Source organism: Bradyrhizobium lupini (assembly GCF_040939785.1).
GTDB lineage: Bacteria > Pseudomonadota > Alphaproteobacteria > Rhizobiales > Xanthobacteraceae > Bradyrhizobium > Bradyrhizobium canariense_D.
On sequence record NZ_CP162553.1, the window covers coordinates 7,754,776 to 7,769,712 of the forward strand.

Below are 14,937 nucleotides of genomic sequence, written 5' to 3' on the forward strand. Positions count from 1 at the left end.
GAACGGCTGTCAGAATCCGTCCCCGGGTGGATCTAGTCAACACGCATCAGCCCAAACCGTTGCATCCCGGGACCGACGGGGCGCATTCGCGCAGATCGCCGCACCTTCTCGTTGGTTGCGAAGCAGCCCGGGAAGATCGACACTGCAGACGTGCCTTCGGCGCCGCTCGCGCGGATGGCCTGGAATGGACCTTGCGATGAAGATTTCCGACCGCGACGTGCTGCTGGTCATCGACGTGCAGAACGATTTTTGCACGGGCGGGGCGCTCGCCGTGCCCGGCGGCGAGAAGGTCGTCCCCGCCATCAATCGGATCGCCCAAAAATTCGCCAATGTGGTGCTGACCCAGGACTGGCATCCCCGCGATCATGTCTCCTTTGCGCCGAACCATGCGGGCAAACAGCCGTTCCAGACCATCGTGCTCGACTACGGCGTCCAGGTGCTGTGGCCGAGCCATTGCGTGCAGGGCACCGCAGGCGCCGAATTTCATCGCGATCTCGACGTCACCCGCGCAAATCTGGTGGTGCGGAAGGGATTTCGGCGCGGCATCGATTCCTATTCGGCGCTGTTCGAGAACGACAGGACAACGCCGACCGGCCTGCTCGGATATTTGCGCGAACGCGAGTTGAACACCGTCTTCGTCGCCGGCCTCGCGTTCGACTTCTGCGTTCGCTTCTCGGCGGACGATGCCCGCAAGGCCGGGTTCGAGGTCGCCGTCATCGAGGACGCCTGCCGCGGCATCGATCTCGACGGCTCGGTGGCCGCGACCCATCAGAGTTTTCGCGAGCGCGGTATTTCGCTCGTCAGCTTCGAGGCCTTCCTGTGAGGACCGTGGGATAGCCATGGCGGAGAAGACCGGCAAACAGCTGCGCGCACCGGAGCCGGTCCCGGATGACCCGCTGCTGTGGCCGTTCGCTGCGGCGCGGATTGCCATGGACGCCTGCTTTGGATGGCTCGAGCGCGGCCCGTCGGAGCTGGCCGACAGCAGCCTGCCTTGGACCACGCCCAACTCCGTCGCGCTGGAGCTTGCGACCATGCGCCTGCGTAATTGCGCGCGGACGGGGCCGGCCAGCCGGCACTGGTCTGCGCGCCCTATGCGCTGCACCGGGCCCTGATCGCCGACTTCGCGCCCGGCCACAGCGTTGTGCAGTCCCTGCAAAATGGCGGCATCGACCGGGTCTATCTCACCGACTGGCGCTCGGCCGCACCCGACATGCGCTATCTCTCGATCGACAGCTATCTCGGTGATCTCAACGTCGCCATCGACGAAATCGGCGCGCCGGTCGATCTCGTCGGCCTGTGCCAGGGTGGCTGGCTCTCGCTGCTCTATGCGGCGCGCTTTCCCGCCAAGGTGCGGCGGCTGGTACTGGCTGGCGCGCCCGTCGACCTCTCCATTGACTCCAGGTTGTCGCAGCTCGCCCGCAACGCGCCGGAGATGGTCTACGACCAGCTCGTCGCCCGCGGCGGCGGCAATGTCAGCGGCGAAGAGATGCTGCGGCTCTGGTCGAAGGCACCGAGCCGCGACGACATCGCGACGGCGCTGCAGAGCGACCTCTCCGGCGAGGACGGTGCGGCGCTGCTGGCACGCTTCGAGCGCTGGAATGCCGAGCCCCTCAATCTGCCCGGCACCTATTATCTCGAGATCGTCAACTGGATTTTCCGGGAGAACCGGATCGCGCGCGGCCAGTTCACGGCACTCGGCCGCGGGATTGATCTGAAGGACGTCAAGGCGCCGGTCTTCCTTTTGGCCGGACTCGATGACGACGTCGTGCCGGCTGCGCAGGCGCTCGCCACCGCCGGCTTGCTCGGCACACCGCCGGCGTTCATTGCGGCGGCCTCCCAGCCCAGCAACCATCTTGGCCTGTTCATGGGCGCGCGGACCCACGCCCATGCCTGGCCCCGGATCGCCGAGTGGCTGCGCGACGATCTGCCCGGCATGCTGGCGCGCAGAGCCTGAGACTGCCTCAAGGGGCCGGGCAGCGAAGCTGCAAATCCGTTATGCATGCCGTTGAATGGCCTGCACGGGGCCATGTCGATGGGTTAAATGGAGTCCAGAGCCGGCGGAGGCCGGTCGCGACGAGACAAAGGGACTGTGCTCGATGAGTTTCCACTCGATCTATGCCCACGGATTTGCGCGCGTGGCGGCCTGCGTCACCACCTCTCATGTGGCTGATCCCACGGCCAACGCAGCTGCGGTTCTGGCGGCGGCGAAGGACTGCCACGCGCAGTCGGTGGCGGTTGCCGTGTTCCCCGAGCTCTGCCTGTCCGGCTATGCAATCGAAGATCTCGTGAAGCAGGATCCGCTGCTCGATGCGGTCGAGCGCGGGCTTGTGGCCATCGTCGAGGCATCCTCGTCCCTGATGACCGTCCTGATCGTTGGCGCGCCGCTGCGCTTTGGCAATCGGATCTACAATTGCGCGGTCGTCATCCATCGCGGCAAGATCCTCGGCGTGGTGCCCAAGAGCTACCTGCCGACCTATCGCGAATTCTACGAGGGGCGGCATTTCGCCTCCGGCGCCGGCATCGTCGGAGAGATGGTCGCCTTTGGCGGGCTGCATGCCCCGTTCGGCGTCGACCTCCTGTTCGCAGCCGAGGACGTTCCGGGCCTGACCATCGGCGTCGAGATCTGCGAGGACATGTGGATCCCGGTAACGCCGGCCTCCGAGCTCGCGCTTGCGGGCGCGAGCGTGCTGATCAATCTCTCGGGCAGCCCGATCACGATCGGCCGCGCCCGCTCGCGCGCGCTCTTGTGCCAATCGACGTCGGCCCGCTGCCTCGCGGCTTACGTCTATTCCGCGGCCGGGGCAGGAGAATCGACCACGGATTTGGCCTGGGACGGCCAGACCTCGATCTACGAGAACGGCGTGCTGCTGGCCGAGGGCGAGCGGTTCCGCCAGAGCGGCCAGATCACGCTGGCCGACGTCGATCTCGACCTGCTCAGGCAGGAACGCGCGCTGATGGGTACGTTCGACGACAATCGCCGGCAGCGCGAAGCCTTCTTCCGAAAAGTCGGCTTCGCCCTGAAGGCGCCGGCCGCCGATATCGGCTTCCTGCGCAAGGTCGAGCGCTTTCCGTTCGTGCCGAGCGACGAGAGCCTGCTCGAGCAGGACTGCTATGAGGCCTACAACATTCAGGTCGCGGGCCTCGTCCAGCGCATGCATGCGACCGGTACCAAGCGCGTCGTTATCGGCGTCTCGGGCGGACTCGATTCCACCCATGCTTTGATCGTCGCCGCCAAGGCCGTCGATTTGCTCGGCCTGCCGCGCGAAAACATTCTCGCCTACACCATGCCGGGCTTTGCCACCGGCAGCGACAGCAAGACCAATGCGCTGGCGCTGATGAAGGCGTTGCAGACGAGTTGGCAGGAGCTCGACATTCGCACCACGGCGACGCAGATGTTGAAGGACATCGGCCATCCCTTCGGCAAGGGCGAGAAGGTCTACGACGTCACATTCGAGAATGTGCAGGCGGGTCTGCGCACGGACTATCTGTTCCGGCTCGCCAACCATCATGGTGGCCTCGTGATCGGCACCGGCGATCTTTCCGAGCTCGCACTGGGCTGGTGCACCTACGGCGTCGGCGATCAGATGGCGCACTATAACGTCAATGCCGGAGTGCCGAAGACGCTGATCCAGCATCTGATCCGCTGGGTGATTGCTTCCAAGCAGTTCAGCGACGACGTCAACCAAACGCTTGGATCGATCCTGTCGGCCGAAATCTCGCCGGAGCTGGTTCCGGCTGAGCCGGGCGAGAAGCCGCAGAGCACGGAAGCTTCGGTCGGCCCCTACGAGCTCCAGGATTTCAACCTGTTCTACACGCTGCGGTTCGGCATGCGGCCGTCCAAGATCGCCTTTATGGCGCTGCAGGCCTGGAAAGACGTTGCCCAGGGCGAGTGGCCGCCGGCATTTCCGACCGACAAGCGCAAGGCCTACGATCTCAAGGAAATACGCCGCTGGCTGGAGGTGTTCTTGCGCCGCTTCTTCGCTTTCAGCCAGTTCAAGCGCTCGGCGATGCCGAACGGACCCAAGGTTTCGGCCGGCGGCTCGTTGTCGCCGCGCGGCGACTGGCGTGCGCCGTCGGATTCGAGCGCTGCGGCGTGGCTTGAAGATCTCGAGCGGAATGTGCCGGTTTGAACGGGAGATGAGCGATGTCGGCCGGCGATGGGCCCGAGCAGGGCGGCAACCCACAGAAGGTCCTCAACGGCCTCTACATCTTTGAGATCGAGATGCGCGACGGCAAGCGCGGCCAGGCCAAAGGCGTCGTCGTGCTCTGCGATGGCCGCATCATGGGCGGCGACAGCTATTTCTACTACACCGGCAGCTACACCTTCCGGAACGGGAAATGGCGCGGCGACATGACCGTCAATCAGCACACCGAGGCCGTCGGCAAGCCGCTCGCGTTCGGCGGCAGGGAAGTGACCTGCGGCTTTTCCGGCGACTATTCCGCCGACGGCGCCGAAGTCGAAGGCATGGCGCTGGTTGGCAAGACCAGCGTGACATTCACGGCGCGGCTCACGCTGAAGGACCCGATGTGAGACCCGCGTGATCAGCCCTCGTTCCTGATCAGGAACCTTCGCACCCACAGAACGTTCGCGTCTGTCGTTGCGAATTTTCCAGGAGAGGGACCATGCGCAAGCACTTGATGTTATCGACCGCGGCTATCGGACTGATGCTTGCTTCCGGCTTCGCCTACGCCCAGGCGCCCGGTGAGCGAAGGGACGAGCCGAGACGGACCGAGGAGCCGGCGAAAGGTGCCGGGCCGCAACGCGGCGGCGCCCAAGAACGGGTTCAAGAGCGCGCGCAGGGCGCCCAGGAGCGATTGCAGGGTGCGGGCCGCGAGGAGAAGGGCGGCGCTGCCAAGCAGGACGCGAGTGACGACAAGCGCCAGCCGGCCAGTTCTGCCGAGCGCAGCCAGCCGAAGTCGAAGGATCAGGCCCAGGAATCTCGTGAGCCTTCGCGCGATCGCAACCGTGAGGCGGAGAGCCCGAAACCGGGACGCGACGGCAAGAACAGCGCCGAGACGAAGCAGGACAAGTCCGCGCCGCAGAAATCAACGGCCGAGTCCGAGAAGTCCAAGTCCGGCACGTCTGGCCAGCAGAACGAGCGCACGGGAGCTGCGGCCAACCAGAACGAGCGCAACCAGACCCAGCCGCCGCGCAACGCGGCCGAGCAGCAGCAGCCGGCGCAACAGAACAACCGACCGGCCACAGCGACCGACACGAACCGGACGGCCCCGACCAACAATGCGCAGACCGCGCCTGCCACTTCAGGCACGCAGACCAATCAAGCCAATCAGACGCCCCAGACCAACACGCAGGCCAATCAGCAGACCCAGGTGACGTCCGAGAAGCAGGTGCGGATCTCCGAAACGGTGAGCCGCGCACGCCTGGCGGAGCCGGAGCGTAATCTGAACATCTCGATCCGGGTCGGTGAAACCATTCCCTCGCGCGTGCGCCTCCACAGGCTTCCGCCCGAGATCGTCGCGATCGAGCCCGAGTATCGGGACTACGAATATTTTTCGACGGGCGACGACGTCGTCATTGTGGAGCCGCGGACGCATCGCATCGTCAGCCAGGTGCCCCGCGATCCCTCACGAGCCCGCGCCCAGATGAGCGGCGGCACCTCATCGAGCATGGCGGCCGCCGGGGGCAGCAATGTGAACTGCCAGATCATGCGGCGTGACGCCTCGGGTAATGTGGCCCAGGCAGAACCCTCGACCGTGGGCTCGACCGCGCGAACGGACTCCTGAGCGTGACTGTCCAGATGCCCGGCGGCGGCTCATCCGCGCCGATCGCCCTCGGCGCTCCCGCGGGCAACATCGTGGTCGCGACGCAAGGGCAGGGCGACTGCACGGTGACGATCGAGCCGCAGACACGCTAGCGCCGTGTCGGCATAACGACGCCAAAACGACTTCGCGCCGCACGGCTGATCAAACCGGCGGCGCGAAATCACGTTCAAACTAGAAAGTCCCGAGGTCCGGAGTGCCTAGGAGTCCGGACCTCGTAACCTTGCCCCAGCCTTTGATCCCCCCGCCCCATGTGGTCCCCCAACCCCGTGGTGCGCGATCAGAGGGTGATGCCCTTGGAAGGCCGCCGATCGATGTACCGCGATGTACGCGACATCGGAATAGGATTCCATTCCGGATCACTACGGATTTCATCGCGCTTGAATTTTCGCGGCGCATGCGCCTGCACGCGCGGTTGCCTGAAACCAATGCAAGCGCGCGAGCGCATGTGGCCCTCATCATGCCGGCACCGGCGACCACCATCGTCGTGACCACGCTGCCGGTCTCCGTGATCGCCGACCGGCTCGATCCCGAACTGCAATAATTCCGTCATGGCCGGGCTTGTCCCGGCCATCCACGACCTTTCCGCATCAAGAACGTGGATGCCCGGGACAAGCCCGGGCATGACGGCGCAGATCCGCCGGTGCCCACGCGCCGGGAGCAGGGGAGCCCTGTCCGGCCCAAGTTCCCGTTGCGCGCGTTCCCCCCGTGCGCTATCCGGCCGGAAAGGCCTGAGGCGGCTTCGAAATTTTGCCGCGCCCGGCCAGCCAAACCCGAGGACGGAAACCGCCATGCCAGCCTATCGCTCCCGCACCACCACCCACGGCCGCAACATGGCGGGCGCCCGCGGCCTCTGGCGCGCGACCGGCATGAAGGACGGCGATTTCGGCAAGCCGATCATCGCGGTGGTCAATTCCTTCACCCAGTTCGTGCCCGGCCACGTCCATCTCAAGGACCTCGGCCAGCTCGTCGCCCGCGAGATCGAGCAGGCCGGCGGCGTGGCGAAGGAGTTCAACACCATCGCGGTCGACGACGGCATCGCCATGGGCCATGACGGCATGCTCTACAGCCTGCCGTCGCGCGAGCTGATCGCCGACAGCGTCGAGTACATGGTCAATGCCCATTGCGCCGACGGCATGGTCTGCATTTCGAACTGCGACAAGATCACCCCCGGCATGCTGATGGCGGCGCTGCGGCTCAACATCCCCGCCGTGTTCGTCTCGGGCGGACCGATGGAGGCCGGCAAGGTCACGCTGCAGGGCAAGACCAAGGCGGTCGACCTGATCGATGCCATGGTCGCAGCCGCCGACTCCAAGGTCAGCGACGAGGACGTCAAGGTGATCGAGCGCTCGGCGTGCCCGACCTGCGGCTCGTGCTCGGGCATGTTCACGGCCAATTCGATGAACTGCCTCACTGAAGCCCTTGGCCTTGCGCTCCCCGGCAACGGCACGGTGGTCGCAACCCACGCCGATCGCAAACGCTTGTTCGTCGAGGCCGGCCACACCATCGTCGATATCGTGCGCCGCCACTACGAGCAGGACGACGCTAGCGTGCTGCCGCGCAATGTCGCGAACTTCAAGGCGTTCGAGAACGCGATGACGCTCGACATCGCGATGGGCGGTTCGACCAACACGGTGCTGCATCTGCTCGCCGCCGCCCATGAAGGCGAGGTCAAGTTCACCATGCAGGATATCGACCGGCTGTCGCGCCGCGTGCCTGTCCTTTGCAAGGTCGCGCCGTCGGTTGCCGACGTGCATGTCGAGGACGTGCATCGTGCCGGCGGCATCATGGGCATCCTGGGCGAGCTCGACCGCGCCGGCCTGATCGACACGTCGGTCTCGACCGTGCACGCGCCGACCATGAGCGACGCGCTGGAGCGCTGGGACATCAAGCGCTCCAGGAGCGAGTCTGTCCGCACCTTCTTCCGGGCGTCGCCCGGCGGCATCCCGACCCAGGTCGCCTTCAGCCAGGAGCGCCGCTACGACGAGCTCGATACCGACCGCGAGAAGGGCGTGGTCCGCAACCTCGAGCACGCCTTCAGCAAGGACGGCGGCCTCGCCGTGCTCTACGGCAATCTCGCGCAGGACGGCTGCATTGTGAAGACCGCCGGCGTCGACGCCTCGATCCTGAAATTCTCCGGCCCCGCCCGCGTATTCGAAAGCCAGGACGCCGCCGTGGAAGGCATTCTGGGCGGCAAGGTCGTTGCCGGCGAGGTCGTGGTGATCATCTATGAAGGCCCGCGCGGCGGTCCCGGCATGCAGGAGATGCTGTATCCGACCAGCTATCTGAAATCGATGGGCCTCGGCAAAGCCTGCGCGCTCGTCACCGACGGACGCTTCTCGGGCGGCTCGTCGGGCCTGTCGATCGGCCATCTGTCGCCGGAAGCGGCCGAAGGCGGCAACATCGGTCTGGTCAGGACCGGCGATCGCATCGCCATCGACATCCCGAACCGCAGCATCACGCTGGAGGTCTTCGACGAGGAGCTCGCCAGGCGCCGCGCCGTGGAAGAGGCGAAGGGCGATGCCGCATGGCAGGCGATCGGCCGCAAGCGCAACGTCTCGACCGCGCTTCAGGCCTACGCCGCGCTCACCACCAGCGCCGCGCGCGGCGCGGTGCGCGAGGTGAAGCGGCGCTCGAAGTAAGTGCGTCACGTGCGGGTGTGATCGCAAGCATCACGCATCGCGCATGGTCAACAAGTTCTGAACGGCCGGCGCAAGCCGGCCGTTTGCATTAAGGATGCCCCGATGAACTTCGGCAGCTCAGAATTTTGCGGCGTATACTGCCATCGATCTTCGCAAATCCGTTTCGGGCAATTGGGGCACCACAATAATGTCTCGCACTCTCGCTGTCGTTTTCTCAACAGTCGTCGCTGCGATTTCAATGACCGGCGCGGCTTCCGCCGGCTGCTACAATTGCTACACGCCGCCGCCGTGCACGACCTGCTACCAGCAGCAATACGTGCAGCCGCAATACCGCACCGTCGACGAGACCGTGATGGTGTCGCCCGGCTCCGTCGTGGCGCACCGCGCACCGGCGCAGTACCGCACCGTGATGGTGCCGCAGACCGTGATGGTGGCGCCGCCGAGCGTCCAGTACGAGCGCATCCCGCCGCAATACGCCACGCGCCAGCGCGTCGAGATGGTCCAGCCGGGCTATTCCTATTACGCCCCGGTGCAGATGAACTGTGCCTCCTGCGGGTACTGAGCCAAGCTAGCTTACGAAGAATTCAAGCGGCGCTCCCAACGGAGGCGACTCCAAGCCGGGCCTCGCAACCGGCGACGCCCTGGGAGATGTCGCCAGTGTCCGGGACCGCCGAGAGGGCATAGGGTAAGGGAACAGGCTGACGCTCGCCTGACAGATCCGATGCCGGGGAAGGGGCGGGCGCCAACTTCGCGTTGCCATGCGCCGTCGACTGCGTTAAGCGACAGCAATTCCGAACTTGGAAGGGTGGCCGAGTGGTTTAAGGCACCGGTCTTGAAAACCGGCGTGCCCGCAAGGGTACCGTGGGTTCGAATCCCACCCCTTCCGCCAAAACACCAGCAAAATCAGCTACTTAGACTTGTAGATTGGCTCCAGCGCACAATCGAACGTACAATCAGCGCGCGCTATCGCGAGCCCGACATTGAGTCAATCTGCCGCACGTTGGCGGCCCAGACTGACGATCCGGTAGAGCGCGCGGCGCTGCTGGAGATCGCCGGCAACTACAGGAAAGCCCCGCCATGTTGAGGCGGCGCGAAGGGCCGCCAGGTGAGGCAACAGGGGTCCTCTGAAGGGCCGAGAACCTACGGCGAATTGACTATCTATTCTTGCGGAACCGGCGCCTAGTAATTCCATCACCGGCCCATCACGGCATATATCGGTGACTGAGAGCCACGTGCTCCCGCCAAATACGCGGAGCCATCTATGGTCAAGCTCATCCCTTCTCTCACTGAACGCCTAACTCAAATGGCGAGCGCCGCTCGAACCCGGGCCGAAGCAACGCCTCCGGGGCCAAAGCGGGAAGCTCTTTTGAAGGCCTCGCAGCTCAGTGAGAACGCGCTGCATATTCAGCAATGGCTGAGCTCCACGAGCTTGCGAAAGCCAACGTAACGATGGGTTCGCAAAGGCCCGCCAGCGTGAACCGGCGCATACGGCCGCCAACTAAGGCAACGTACTTCTACGTGTTCCGCTTATAAATACACGCGCAAGGAACAAACGAAGATTTATTATTAGCGCAATCTGTTCTCGCCCGGAGAACAACGGGCCCGCCGTGAACCGGCGGGCCTGGAGGCTCAGGCTTCGCCCTTCGTCGGGGCAGCCATTGCGGCCAGATCCATCGCGACGGAAACTGAAATCACCGGATCGACATGGCGTAGGTGCGGCTGCCTGACGTCCTCAAAGACATAGATCATGCAAGCTTTGAGGCACAATTCGGCAAGGTCGCGGACCTTGACGTTCGCCAAGGCAAGTTGTGCGGCCTTGAAGGCGTCGCGCGCCTTCTGATGCGCATCGAAGACCGCATCATAGTTGATCTCGTCCATGTGCTTATCGTAGCGCCGGCAATACTTCTTGTGAGCGCGGTGGGCGCCCGGCTGCGGATTGGCTTTTTGCCATTCGCCGCAAGCCTTCCATACCCTTTGGAAGTCCGCAGCCGTCAGCTTCAAGGCCTCGTTCGCTTCATCGAGCTTGTAATAGGCCTCGCGCATTGCGTCGCCGCATTGGGAGCCATCGAAGGCAAGCTTTGGCACGCTGGCTGGAAGCGACGAGGCCAGCGCTTCTAGAGGCATGCTGGCTACGGAGGCTGCTGCTGCGCCGACGAATACGTTCATGATTGATCGCCCGCATGGGGCGAGATCAGCACGACACCGACGAACTCCCGGCAATGGAGCGACTGTGCCGCGACCTGGTGGAGGAGAGCAGGGTGACAGGCGAGGCCGGCGCGCTGCTTAAGATGGCCGAAAACTTCGGCCGTGAGGTTGCGAGACTAACCGTGGATAGGACCGTAGATTGTTCTCGGCGCAGGTGGAAAAGACGAGCGATTCAGCGAGGTTGAGCGGGCACCCCTTCCGCCACCTCCTAGTCCAATAGTGCCCAATCCGTCTTTCTGTTTCGAAGAAGCGCTTGATCTAAAACGGTTGGGTTCGTTGCTTGGGTTTGGTGGCAGCGCGGGCTCCAGCAGCGTGCCCACGTGGTCTGGTGCCGCTCTCGGCGCCGGAGCGGGCGGCCTCTCCATTCCCATGTTCGCAAGCGGCACCAGTTCGGCCCCGGGTGTACTCGCCATGGTGGGCGAGAAAGGTCCCGAGCTGGTCAACCTTCCGCGCGGCGCGCAGGTTTTCAAGCCGTCAAGCGCGGAGAATGCTGGAGGATCAGAGCGGCCCTGCTGTGGTCATGCAGGACGGTGTGCTGGGAGTAGCTGCCGAACTTGTGGACTGGCCGCTCCGCCGCTACGATTTGCGGCATGGGACAGACCAAAAAGCTGATCGATTGCCACGACTGTGACCACCCGGTTTCACCGAGTGCGTCGGCCTGTCCAAATTGCGGCTCGAAGGTGCCGTTCGGTCCTCCCGTTCTTCACCGCAAAAGGCCCCCGGTCTATAACATCGAGGCGCGCAACGACCGCAACATGGTCGTCTTTGCCGTGACGCTGGGAGGCTTAGGCGCAGCTTACGGATTTGCGACAAGCGCAGGGCCGCTTAGCGCTGCGCTGCTGGTCACATCGTACGGCATGCTGGGTGTGTTGGTAGGCGTCCCGCTTGCGGCGTTGTTCAACGTCACGCGCCGGCTGTGGCGGTAGCGACCTCCGAATCTGGGAAGTCTACGTACCAGCCCAGCGTCGCTCCCGGCGCTCTCATCCGCAATGAGCATGGGCCCTAGTAAGGAAGCGGTGCCATTTCCACACCCGAGTGACAATCCGGGCCACCCCGAATTCCGGTAGTCGTACGGAATCCTTTTTCGGAACACGGTGTTCTACTGTGAGAACACCGGCGAGATTTAAGTACCAGTTTCTAATTTGCCCGGGATGGCCGCAGTGGGGGCTGGAACCACCCTGCGGCCTTTCGCTTTAGCGAAACCCATTTCTAAGTTGAGCCGTACCGTCTCGGAGGCGAAGTCGGCGGAGAATTCGTGAGCATTCAAATCATTATAGCCGCCATGTTGGAGCGCGAGCTAGCGGCGCGCGGCGTGCAATCGTTGGGACCTTCCGATTGCATGGAGATCGTCGAGAACCTGCTTGAGCGCTTGAAAGATCTGGATCGGGAGTTAGCTGCGCGAGGCGCAACGCGGCGGTAGGCTGATGGACAGACGGCCCCGGGGTCGGAAGGGCCGGGGACTGGTTAGACCGAGGCCGCTACGCGGGAGCTTTGGCATTCTCTTGTTCACGATGCAGGTCCGCAGGAGTCGCAATCGATCGCGGATCGACATTTGCGATTGCGGTCTGGCAGGCGAGCAATCCGGTCATCGGGACGCGTCGCGCCGTGAGCACGATGAGTTTTAGATCGTCTTCCGGTGTCCAATGGTCAGTGCGTATTTGTCCGCTCCAGGCTCAAGATGCTGAGGCCAGTCAATTGCCGTGCAGAACAAGCCGCGTCGCTCGATTTCCCGTGCAAGAGCTTCCGCGCGCAGCCTCGCTGGCAATCCGACAAAACGCGCGCCGGCTAGCCTATCTGCTTGAACCTCTTGGCGAATGAACTCGTGCATCCGCAGAATGAAGTGGTCAGAGAGGCCTTCGAATTCGCTCATGCCAGCCAATCGCGTCAGTCAAAGATATAGGCAACCAGAAAGGTGGATGGCTGCCAAGCGATGAACCCAATCGCCTCCAGCGAAACAGCTGTGGCCAGGAGGGCTACAGCGCTGAAGGTGAGGGGAATGACGAGATCAAAAAAGTTGTGGGGCTCGTCTGCATCTGCAGTTTGAAATGCGGTTCTATTGGACATTCGAATATTCCTCTATTCGAGGTCATATCGAGTTCGACGCTCTCAGCCAAACGTTCGCTGGGGTTAACCTGACCGCTAAACCTTAACAGCGGGTCCAGTCCCTATGTGTCGCGGCACAAAACCGATCGACGGCCTTGATCAGTGCGTCCTTCAATCCACCACTCTGCTGCGGCTAACCTCAACAAGCGCAGGGATCAAAGCCGGCTGGCTGCAAGCTCGAAATACTGTGAACACGACGCCGCCGCCAAAGCCAAGGCGCTCACGCAACCCCGTTCGGCTTGTGGTGGTCTGCTCCCGACAGTGATTTGTCAGTTGCGGTGGAAATCGAGCGAGAGCGCGATTGTAGTGAAGCCTCGTCTCTGCATTCTATGGTCAGTGCCGCGAGGTCGTGCACCGCACGTAGAAGGAGTGAGGTCCGTTCGAAAAAAGTCGAAGATCAATACAGTTGACAAGAGACCCCTTCCGCCGGTCTATCCGACCGGGTTCTATCCGTCGGGTTTACCCGGACAGGTGATCGGTGAATCAGACATCCAATCCAGCTGCACTCGACAAGCTGAAGCTCCGCATTCAGGCGTTGCGTTCCAAGACCATCGCCAATGGCTGCACCGAGGACGAGGCGCTGTCTGCGGCCGCCAAGGTCGCCGAACTGCTGGATCGCCACGATTTGTCGCTGTCCGACGTCGAACTGCGGGCGTCGCCGTGCGAGCGGAAGGTCTACGAGACTTTTCGCAAGAAGCGAATTCCCCTGGACGACTGCATCGGGGCGATCGCTCGTTTCTGCGATTGTCGGGTCTGGCGCGAGAAGAACACGGCCGGCGAGAGCAGCTATGTGTTCTTCGGCCTCGGCGCGGACATCGAGGTCGCGTATTATCTGGCCGAATTGATCGACGGCGCCGTCCGCGCCGAGCTCGGCCGCTTCAAGACCTCGGTCGACTACAGCAGGTTCCGGCACCAGGAGCGGCATCTGGCCAATGCCTCCTTCGCGCTCGGGATGGTGGCGTCCATCGCGGACAGGCTGGTGGCGATCAAGGCCAGTCGCGATCAGATCAACGAAAGCACCGGCCGCGGGCTGGTGGTTCTCAAGACGTCGGTGGTCGATGCGGAGTTCGACAAGCTCGACCTGAAGATGCGGACCCAGCGCAGCAGCAGCCGGATGGTGTCGATGACGGCCTATGAAGCCGGCGGCGCCGCCGGCGCGTCGCTGGCCATCAATCCCGGGCTTGCAGGGTCGCAGTCAAGGACCGCTCCCAAAGGGAGCTGAGCGCGTCGGGGGAGGGCGTGCAGCGTCACCGTCATTGCAGTTCAGTCGATGGACTTCTCGAGCTTCTGGGCTGCCCGGAAGTCGTCCATATGCTGCAGGTTCGGCCCGTACGCGGCCTCCTTGGTCAGCAGGTGGTAGATCCGGGCCACGACGGTTTGCAGATGTTTCATTCGTCCGCGCGGCATCGCCCGGGCCTTGCAAAGGGCTCGGACCGCGTGCGCTCGGAAATAATCAAAAGCGTCTGACATCGCGGACTCAACGTCCCGCGAAACGATTGGTTCTTGGATTGGTCCTCGTTCGCGCGCCCCAAAGCGCCTCCAGGAACGCTGTCGAATGGGAGAACTTAGCTCGTCACGAAGCTATGGGATGGGCGAGGTATGTTTTTCTCGAACCGGCTGGGATGTCTCGGCTCGCTGCTGGTCTCCGGGTTGATCACTCTCGCGCTGCTTGTTCTGTTCGGGATCGTTCGGTTCTAACCGCCCGCGGGTTCAGGAACCTGGCCCTCGCTGACCCGTTGTTGGCACTCTCGTCCAGCCATGGAGGGCGCCCTTGGAAAGTACGATCATCGGAGAATTCGACACGCGCCGCGGCGCCGAGCTTGCGGTTGAGCATGTCGTGCAGGAATGCGGCGTGCCGCGAAGCGACGTCTTCGTCCAGCCCGTCGGTGGCGCGAACACGTCGGGGACACGCCCGGCCGGTCCTGACGCCAAGGCCGCGCCTGCGCCGGAGGGACACCAGAAGCTGGAAGGCCGGATCGAGGTCTCCGTGGATTTTCACGGCGATGCGCCTGAGAAGATCGCGGACGCCTTGAAAGGCGCAGGTGCGAAGACTGTCCGAACCAAGTAGCGGCAATGGGCGACTGTGGCGCCGGAATCCGCGCACGCTGAACGGCCACTCTGGTTCTGAGTCGGGGAACCCCTTGCGCGGTCAGTGCGTTTCAACGCGAACGCAGATTGCGAGGTCTCCCTGCTTCAGAGCTCATCG

At 63.7% G+C, this 14,937-nt stretch carries 15 protein-coding genes, 1 tRNA gene and 1 pseudogene; 13 read left to right on the top strand and 4 right to left on the bottom strand.

The annotated features are described in order from the left end of the window. Window positions 1-184 precede the first annotated feature (184 nt). The 9 genes and pseudogenes from pncA to AB3L03_RS37430 all read left to right on the top strand — a co-directional run bounded on the left by pncA (window position 185) and on the right by AB3L03_RS37430 (window position 9,312). Window positions 185-823, top strand: a complete 639-nt coding sequence (gene pncA, locus AB3L03_RS37390) for a bifunctional nicotinamidase/pyrazinamidase (RefSeq protein WP_018457894.1) — start codon at window positions 185-187, stop codon at window positions 821-823. Between the two features lie 16 nt (window positions 824-839). Beyond that, a pseudogene (locus tag AB3L03_RS37395) lies at window positions 840-1,954 on the top strand (alpha/beta fold hydrolase). 142 nt (window positions 1,955-2,096) lie between these two features. Then, window positions 2,097-4,130: an NAD(+) synthase gene (locus AB3L03_RS37400; RefSeq protein ID WP_368508022.1), complete on the top strand. Its 2,034-nt coding sequence runs from the start codon at window positions 2,097-2,099 to the stop codon at window positions 4,128-4,130. 14 nt (window positions 4,131-4,144) lie between these two features. Next, a complete protein-coding gene (locus AB3L03_RS37405; RefSeq protein ID WP_204511245.1) occupies window positions 4,145-4,531 on the top strand; it encodes a GrlR family regulatory protein in 387 nt (128 codons plus the stop codon). A 92-nt stretch (window positions 4,532-4,623) separates the two neighbouring features. Then, the gene (locus AB3L03_RS37410; protein WP_368508023.1) at window positions 4,624-5,745 is read left to right on the top strand and encodes a DUF1236 domain-containing protein; all 1,122 of its coding nucleotides are present in this window, start codon (window positions 4,624-4,626) and stop codon (window positions 5,743-5,745) included. Window positions 5,746-5,747: 2 nt separating this feature from the next. Further along, a complete protein-coding gene (locus AB3L03_RS37415; RefSeq protein WP_368508024.1) occupies window positions 5,748-5,876 on the top strand; it encodes a hypothetical protein in 129 nt (42 codons plus the stop codon). A gap of 696 nt (window positions 5,877-6,572) precedes the next feature. Next, window positions 6,573-8,423: a dihydroxy-acid dehydratase gene (gene ilvD / locus AB3L03_RS37420; RefSeq protein ID WP_204511243.1), complete on the top strand. Its 1,851-nt coding sequence runs from the start codon at window positions 6,573-6,575 to the stop codon at window positions 8,421-8,423. Window positions 8,424-8,661: 238 nt separating this feature from the next. Then, complete coding sequence (locus tag AB3L03_RS37425) at window positions 8,662-8,985, top strand: hypothetical protein (protein WP_085385228.1); 324 nt, start codon at window positions 8,662-8,664, stop codon at window positions 8,983-8,985. A gap of 237 nt (window positions 8,986-9,222) precedes the next feature. After that, window positions 9,223-9,312 (top strand) — tRNA-Ser (locus tag AB3L03_RS37430). Window positions 9,313-10,052: 740 nt separating this feature from the next. Here AB3L03_RS37430 and AB3L03_RS37435 read toward each other — a convergent pair. Further along, a complete protein-coding gene (locus tag AB3L03_RS37435; protein ID WP_247390698.1) occupies window positions 10,053-10,589 on the bottom strand; it encodes a hypothetical protein in 537 nt (178 codons plus the stop codon). Between the two features lie 629 nt (window positions 10,590-11,218). Here AB3L03_RS37435 and AB3L03_RS37440 point away from each other — a divergent pair. Further along, the gene (locus AB3L03_RS37440; RefSeq protein ID WP_018457874.1) at window positions 11,219-11,554 is read left to right on the top strand and encodes a hypothetical protein; all 336 of its coding nucleotides are present in this window, start codon (window positions 11,219-11,221) and stop codon (window positions 11,552-11,554) included. Between the two features lie 329 nt (window positions 11,555-11,883). Continuing rightward, window positions 11,884-12,048, top strand: coding sequence for a hypothetical protein (locus AB3L03_RS37445; protein ID WP_198957648.1), 165 nt, complete (start codon window positions 11,884-11,886; stop codon window positions 12,046-12,048). A gap of 201 nt (window positions 12,049-12,249) precedes the next feature. On the opposite strand, the gene AB3L03_RS37450 is transcribed toward AB3L03_RS37445, so the two are convergent. Together AB3L03_RS37450 and AB3L03_RS37455 are read right to left on the bottom strand one after the other, a co-directional pair. Beyond that, complete coding sequence (locus AB3L03_RS37450) at window positions 12,250-12,498, bottom strand: hypothetical protein (RefSeq protein WP_018457872.1); 249 nt, start codon at window positions 12,496-12,498, stop codon at window positions 12,250-12,252. Between the two features lie 14 nt (window positions 12,499-12,512). Further along, complete coding sequence (locus tag AB3L03_RS37455; protein ID WP_085385231.1) at window positions 12,513-12,692, bottom strand: hypothetical protein; 180 nt, start codon at window positions 12,690-12,692, stop codon at window positions 12,513-12,515. Window positions 12,693-13,209: 517 nt separating this feature from the next. Between AB3L03_RS37455 and AB3L03_RS37460 the strand changes: the two genes are divergently transcribed. Then, window positions 13,210-13,953: a DUF2786 domain-containing protein gene (locus AB3L03_RS37460; protein WP_368508025.1), complete on the top strand. Its 744-nt coding sequence runs from the start codon at window positions 13,210-13,212 to the stop codon at window positions 13,951-13,953. A 41-nt stretch (window positions 13,954-13,994) separates the two neighbouring features. On the opposite strand, the gene AB3L03_RS37465 is transcribed toward AB3L03_RS37460, so the two are convergent. After that, complete coding sequence (locus AB3L03_RS37465; RefSeq protein ID WP_007591053.1) at window positions 13,995-14,201, bottom strand: hypothetical protein; 207 nt, start codon at window positions 14,199-14,201, stop codon at window positions 13,995-13,997. Window positions 14,202-14,502: 301 nt separating this feature from the next. On the opposite strand from AB3L03_RS37465, the gene AB3L03_RS37470 reads away from it, so the two are divergent. After that, window positions 14,503-14,799 (top strand): hypothetical protein, encoded by a 297-nt coding sequence (locus AB3L03_RS37470; protein ID WP_018457868.1) that lies wholly within the window; start codon window positions 14,503-14,505, stop codon window positions 14,797-14,799. Window positions 14,800-14,937: the final 138 nt, after the last annotated feature.

What these genes read in the sequence shown, in the direction of transcription:
- AB3L03_RS37400 (WP_368508022.1), top strand. Translation starts at nt 2,097, where the DNA reads ATGAGTTTCCACTCGATCTATGCCCACGGATTTGCGCGCGTGGCGGCC.
- AB3L03_RS37435 (WP_247390698.1), bottom strand. Translation starts at nt 10,589, where the DNA reads ATGAACGTATTCGTCGGCGCAGCAGCAGCCTCCGTAGCCAGCATGCCT.
- ilvD (WP_204511243.1), top strand. Translation starts at nt 6,573, where the DNA reads ATGCCAGCCTATCGCTCCCGCACCACCACCCACGGCCGCAACATGGCG.
- AB3L03_RS37425 (WP_085385228.1), top strand. Translation starts at nt 8,662, where the DNA reads ATGACCGGCGCGGCTTCCGCCGGCTGCTACAATTGCTACACGCCGCCG.
- AB3L03_RS37410 (WP_368508023.1), top strand. Translation starts at nt 4,624, where the DNA reads ATGCGCAAGCACTTGATGTTATCGACCGCGGCTATCGGACTGATGCTT.
- AB3L03_RS37405 (WP_204511245.1), top strand. Translation starts at nt 4,145, where the DNA reads ATGTCGGCCGGCGATGGGCCCGAGCAGGGCGGCAACCCACAGAAGGTC.
- AB3L03_RS37440 (WP_018457874.1), top strand. Translation starts at nt 11,219, where the DNA reads ATGGGACAGACCAAAAAGCTGATCGATTGCCACGACTGTGACCACCCG.
- AB3L03_RS37465 (WP_007591053.1), bottom strand. Translation starts at nt 14,201, where the DNA reads ATGTCAGACGCTTTTGATTATTTCCGAGCGCACGCGGTCCGAGCCCTT.
- pncA (WP_018457894.1), top strand. Translation starts at nt 185, where the DNA reads ATGGACCTTGCGATGAAGATTTCCGACCGCGACGTGCTGCTGGTCATC.
- AB3L03_RS37450 (WP_018457872.1), bottom strand. Translation starts at nt 12,498, where the DNA reads ATGAGCGAATTCGAAGGCCTCTCTGACCACTTCATTCTGCGGATGCAC.
- AB3L03_RS37455 (WP_085385231.1), bottom strand. Translation starts at nt 12,692, where the DNA reads ATGTCCAATAGAACCGCATTTCAAACTGCAGATGCAGACGAGCCCCAC.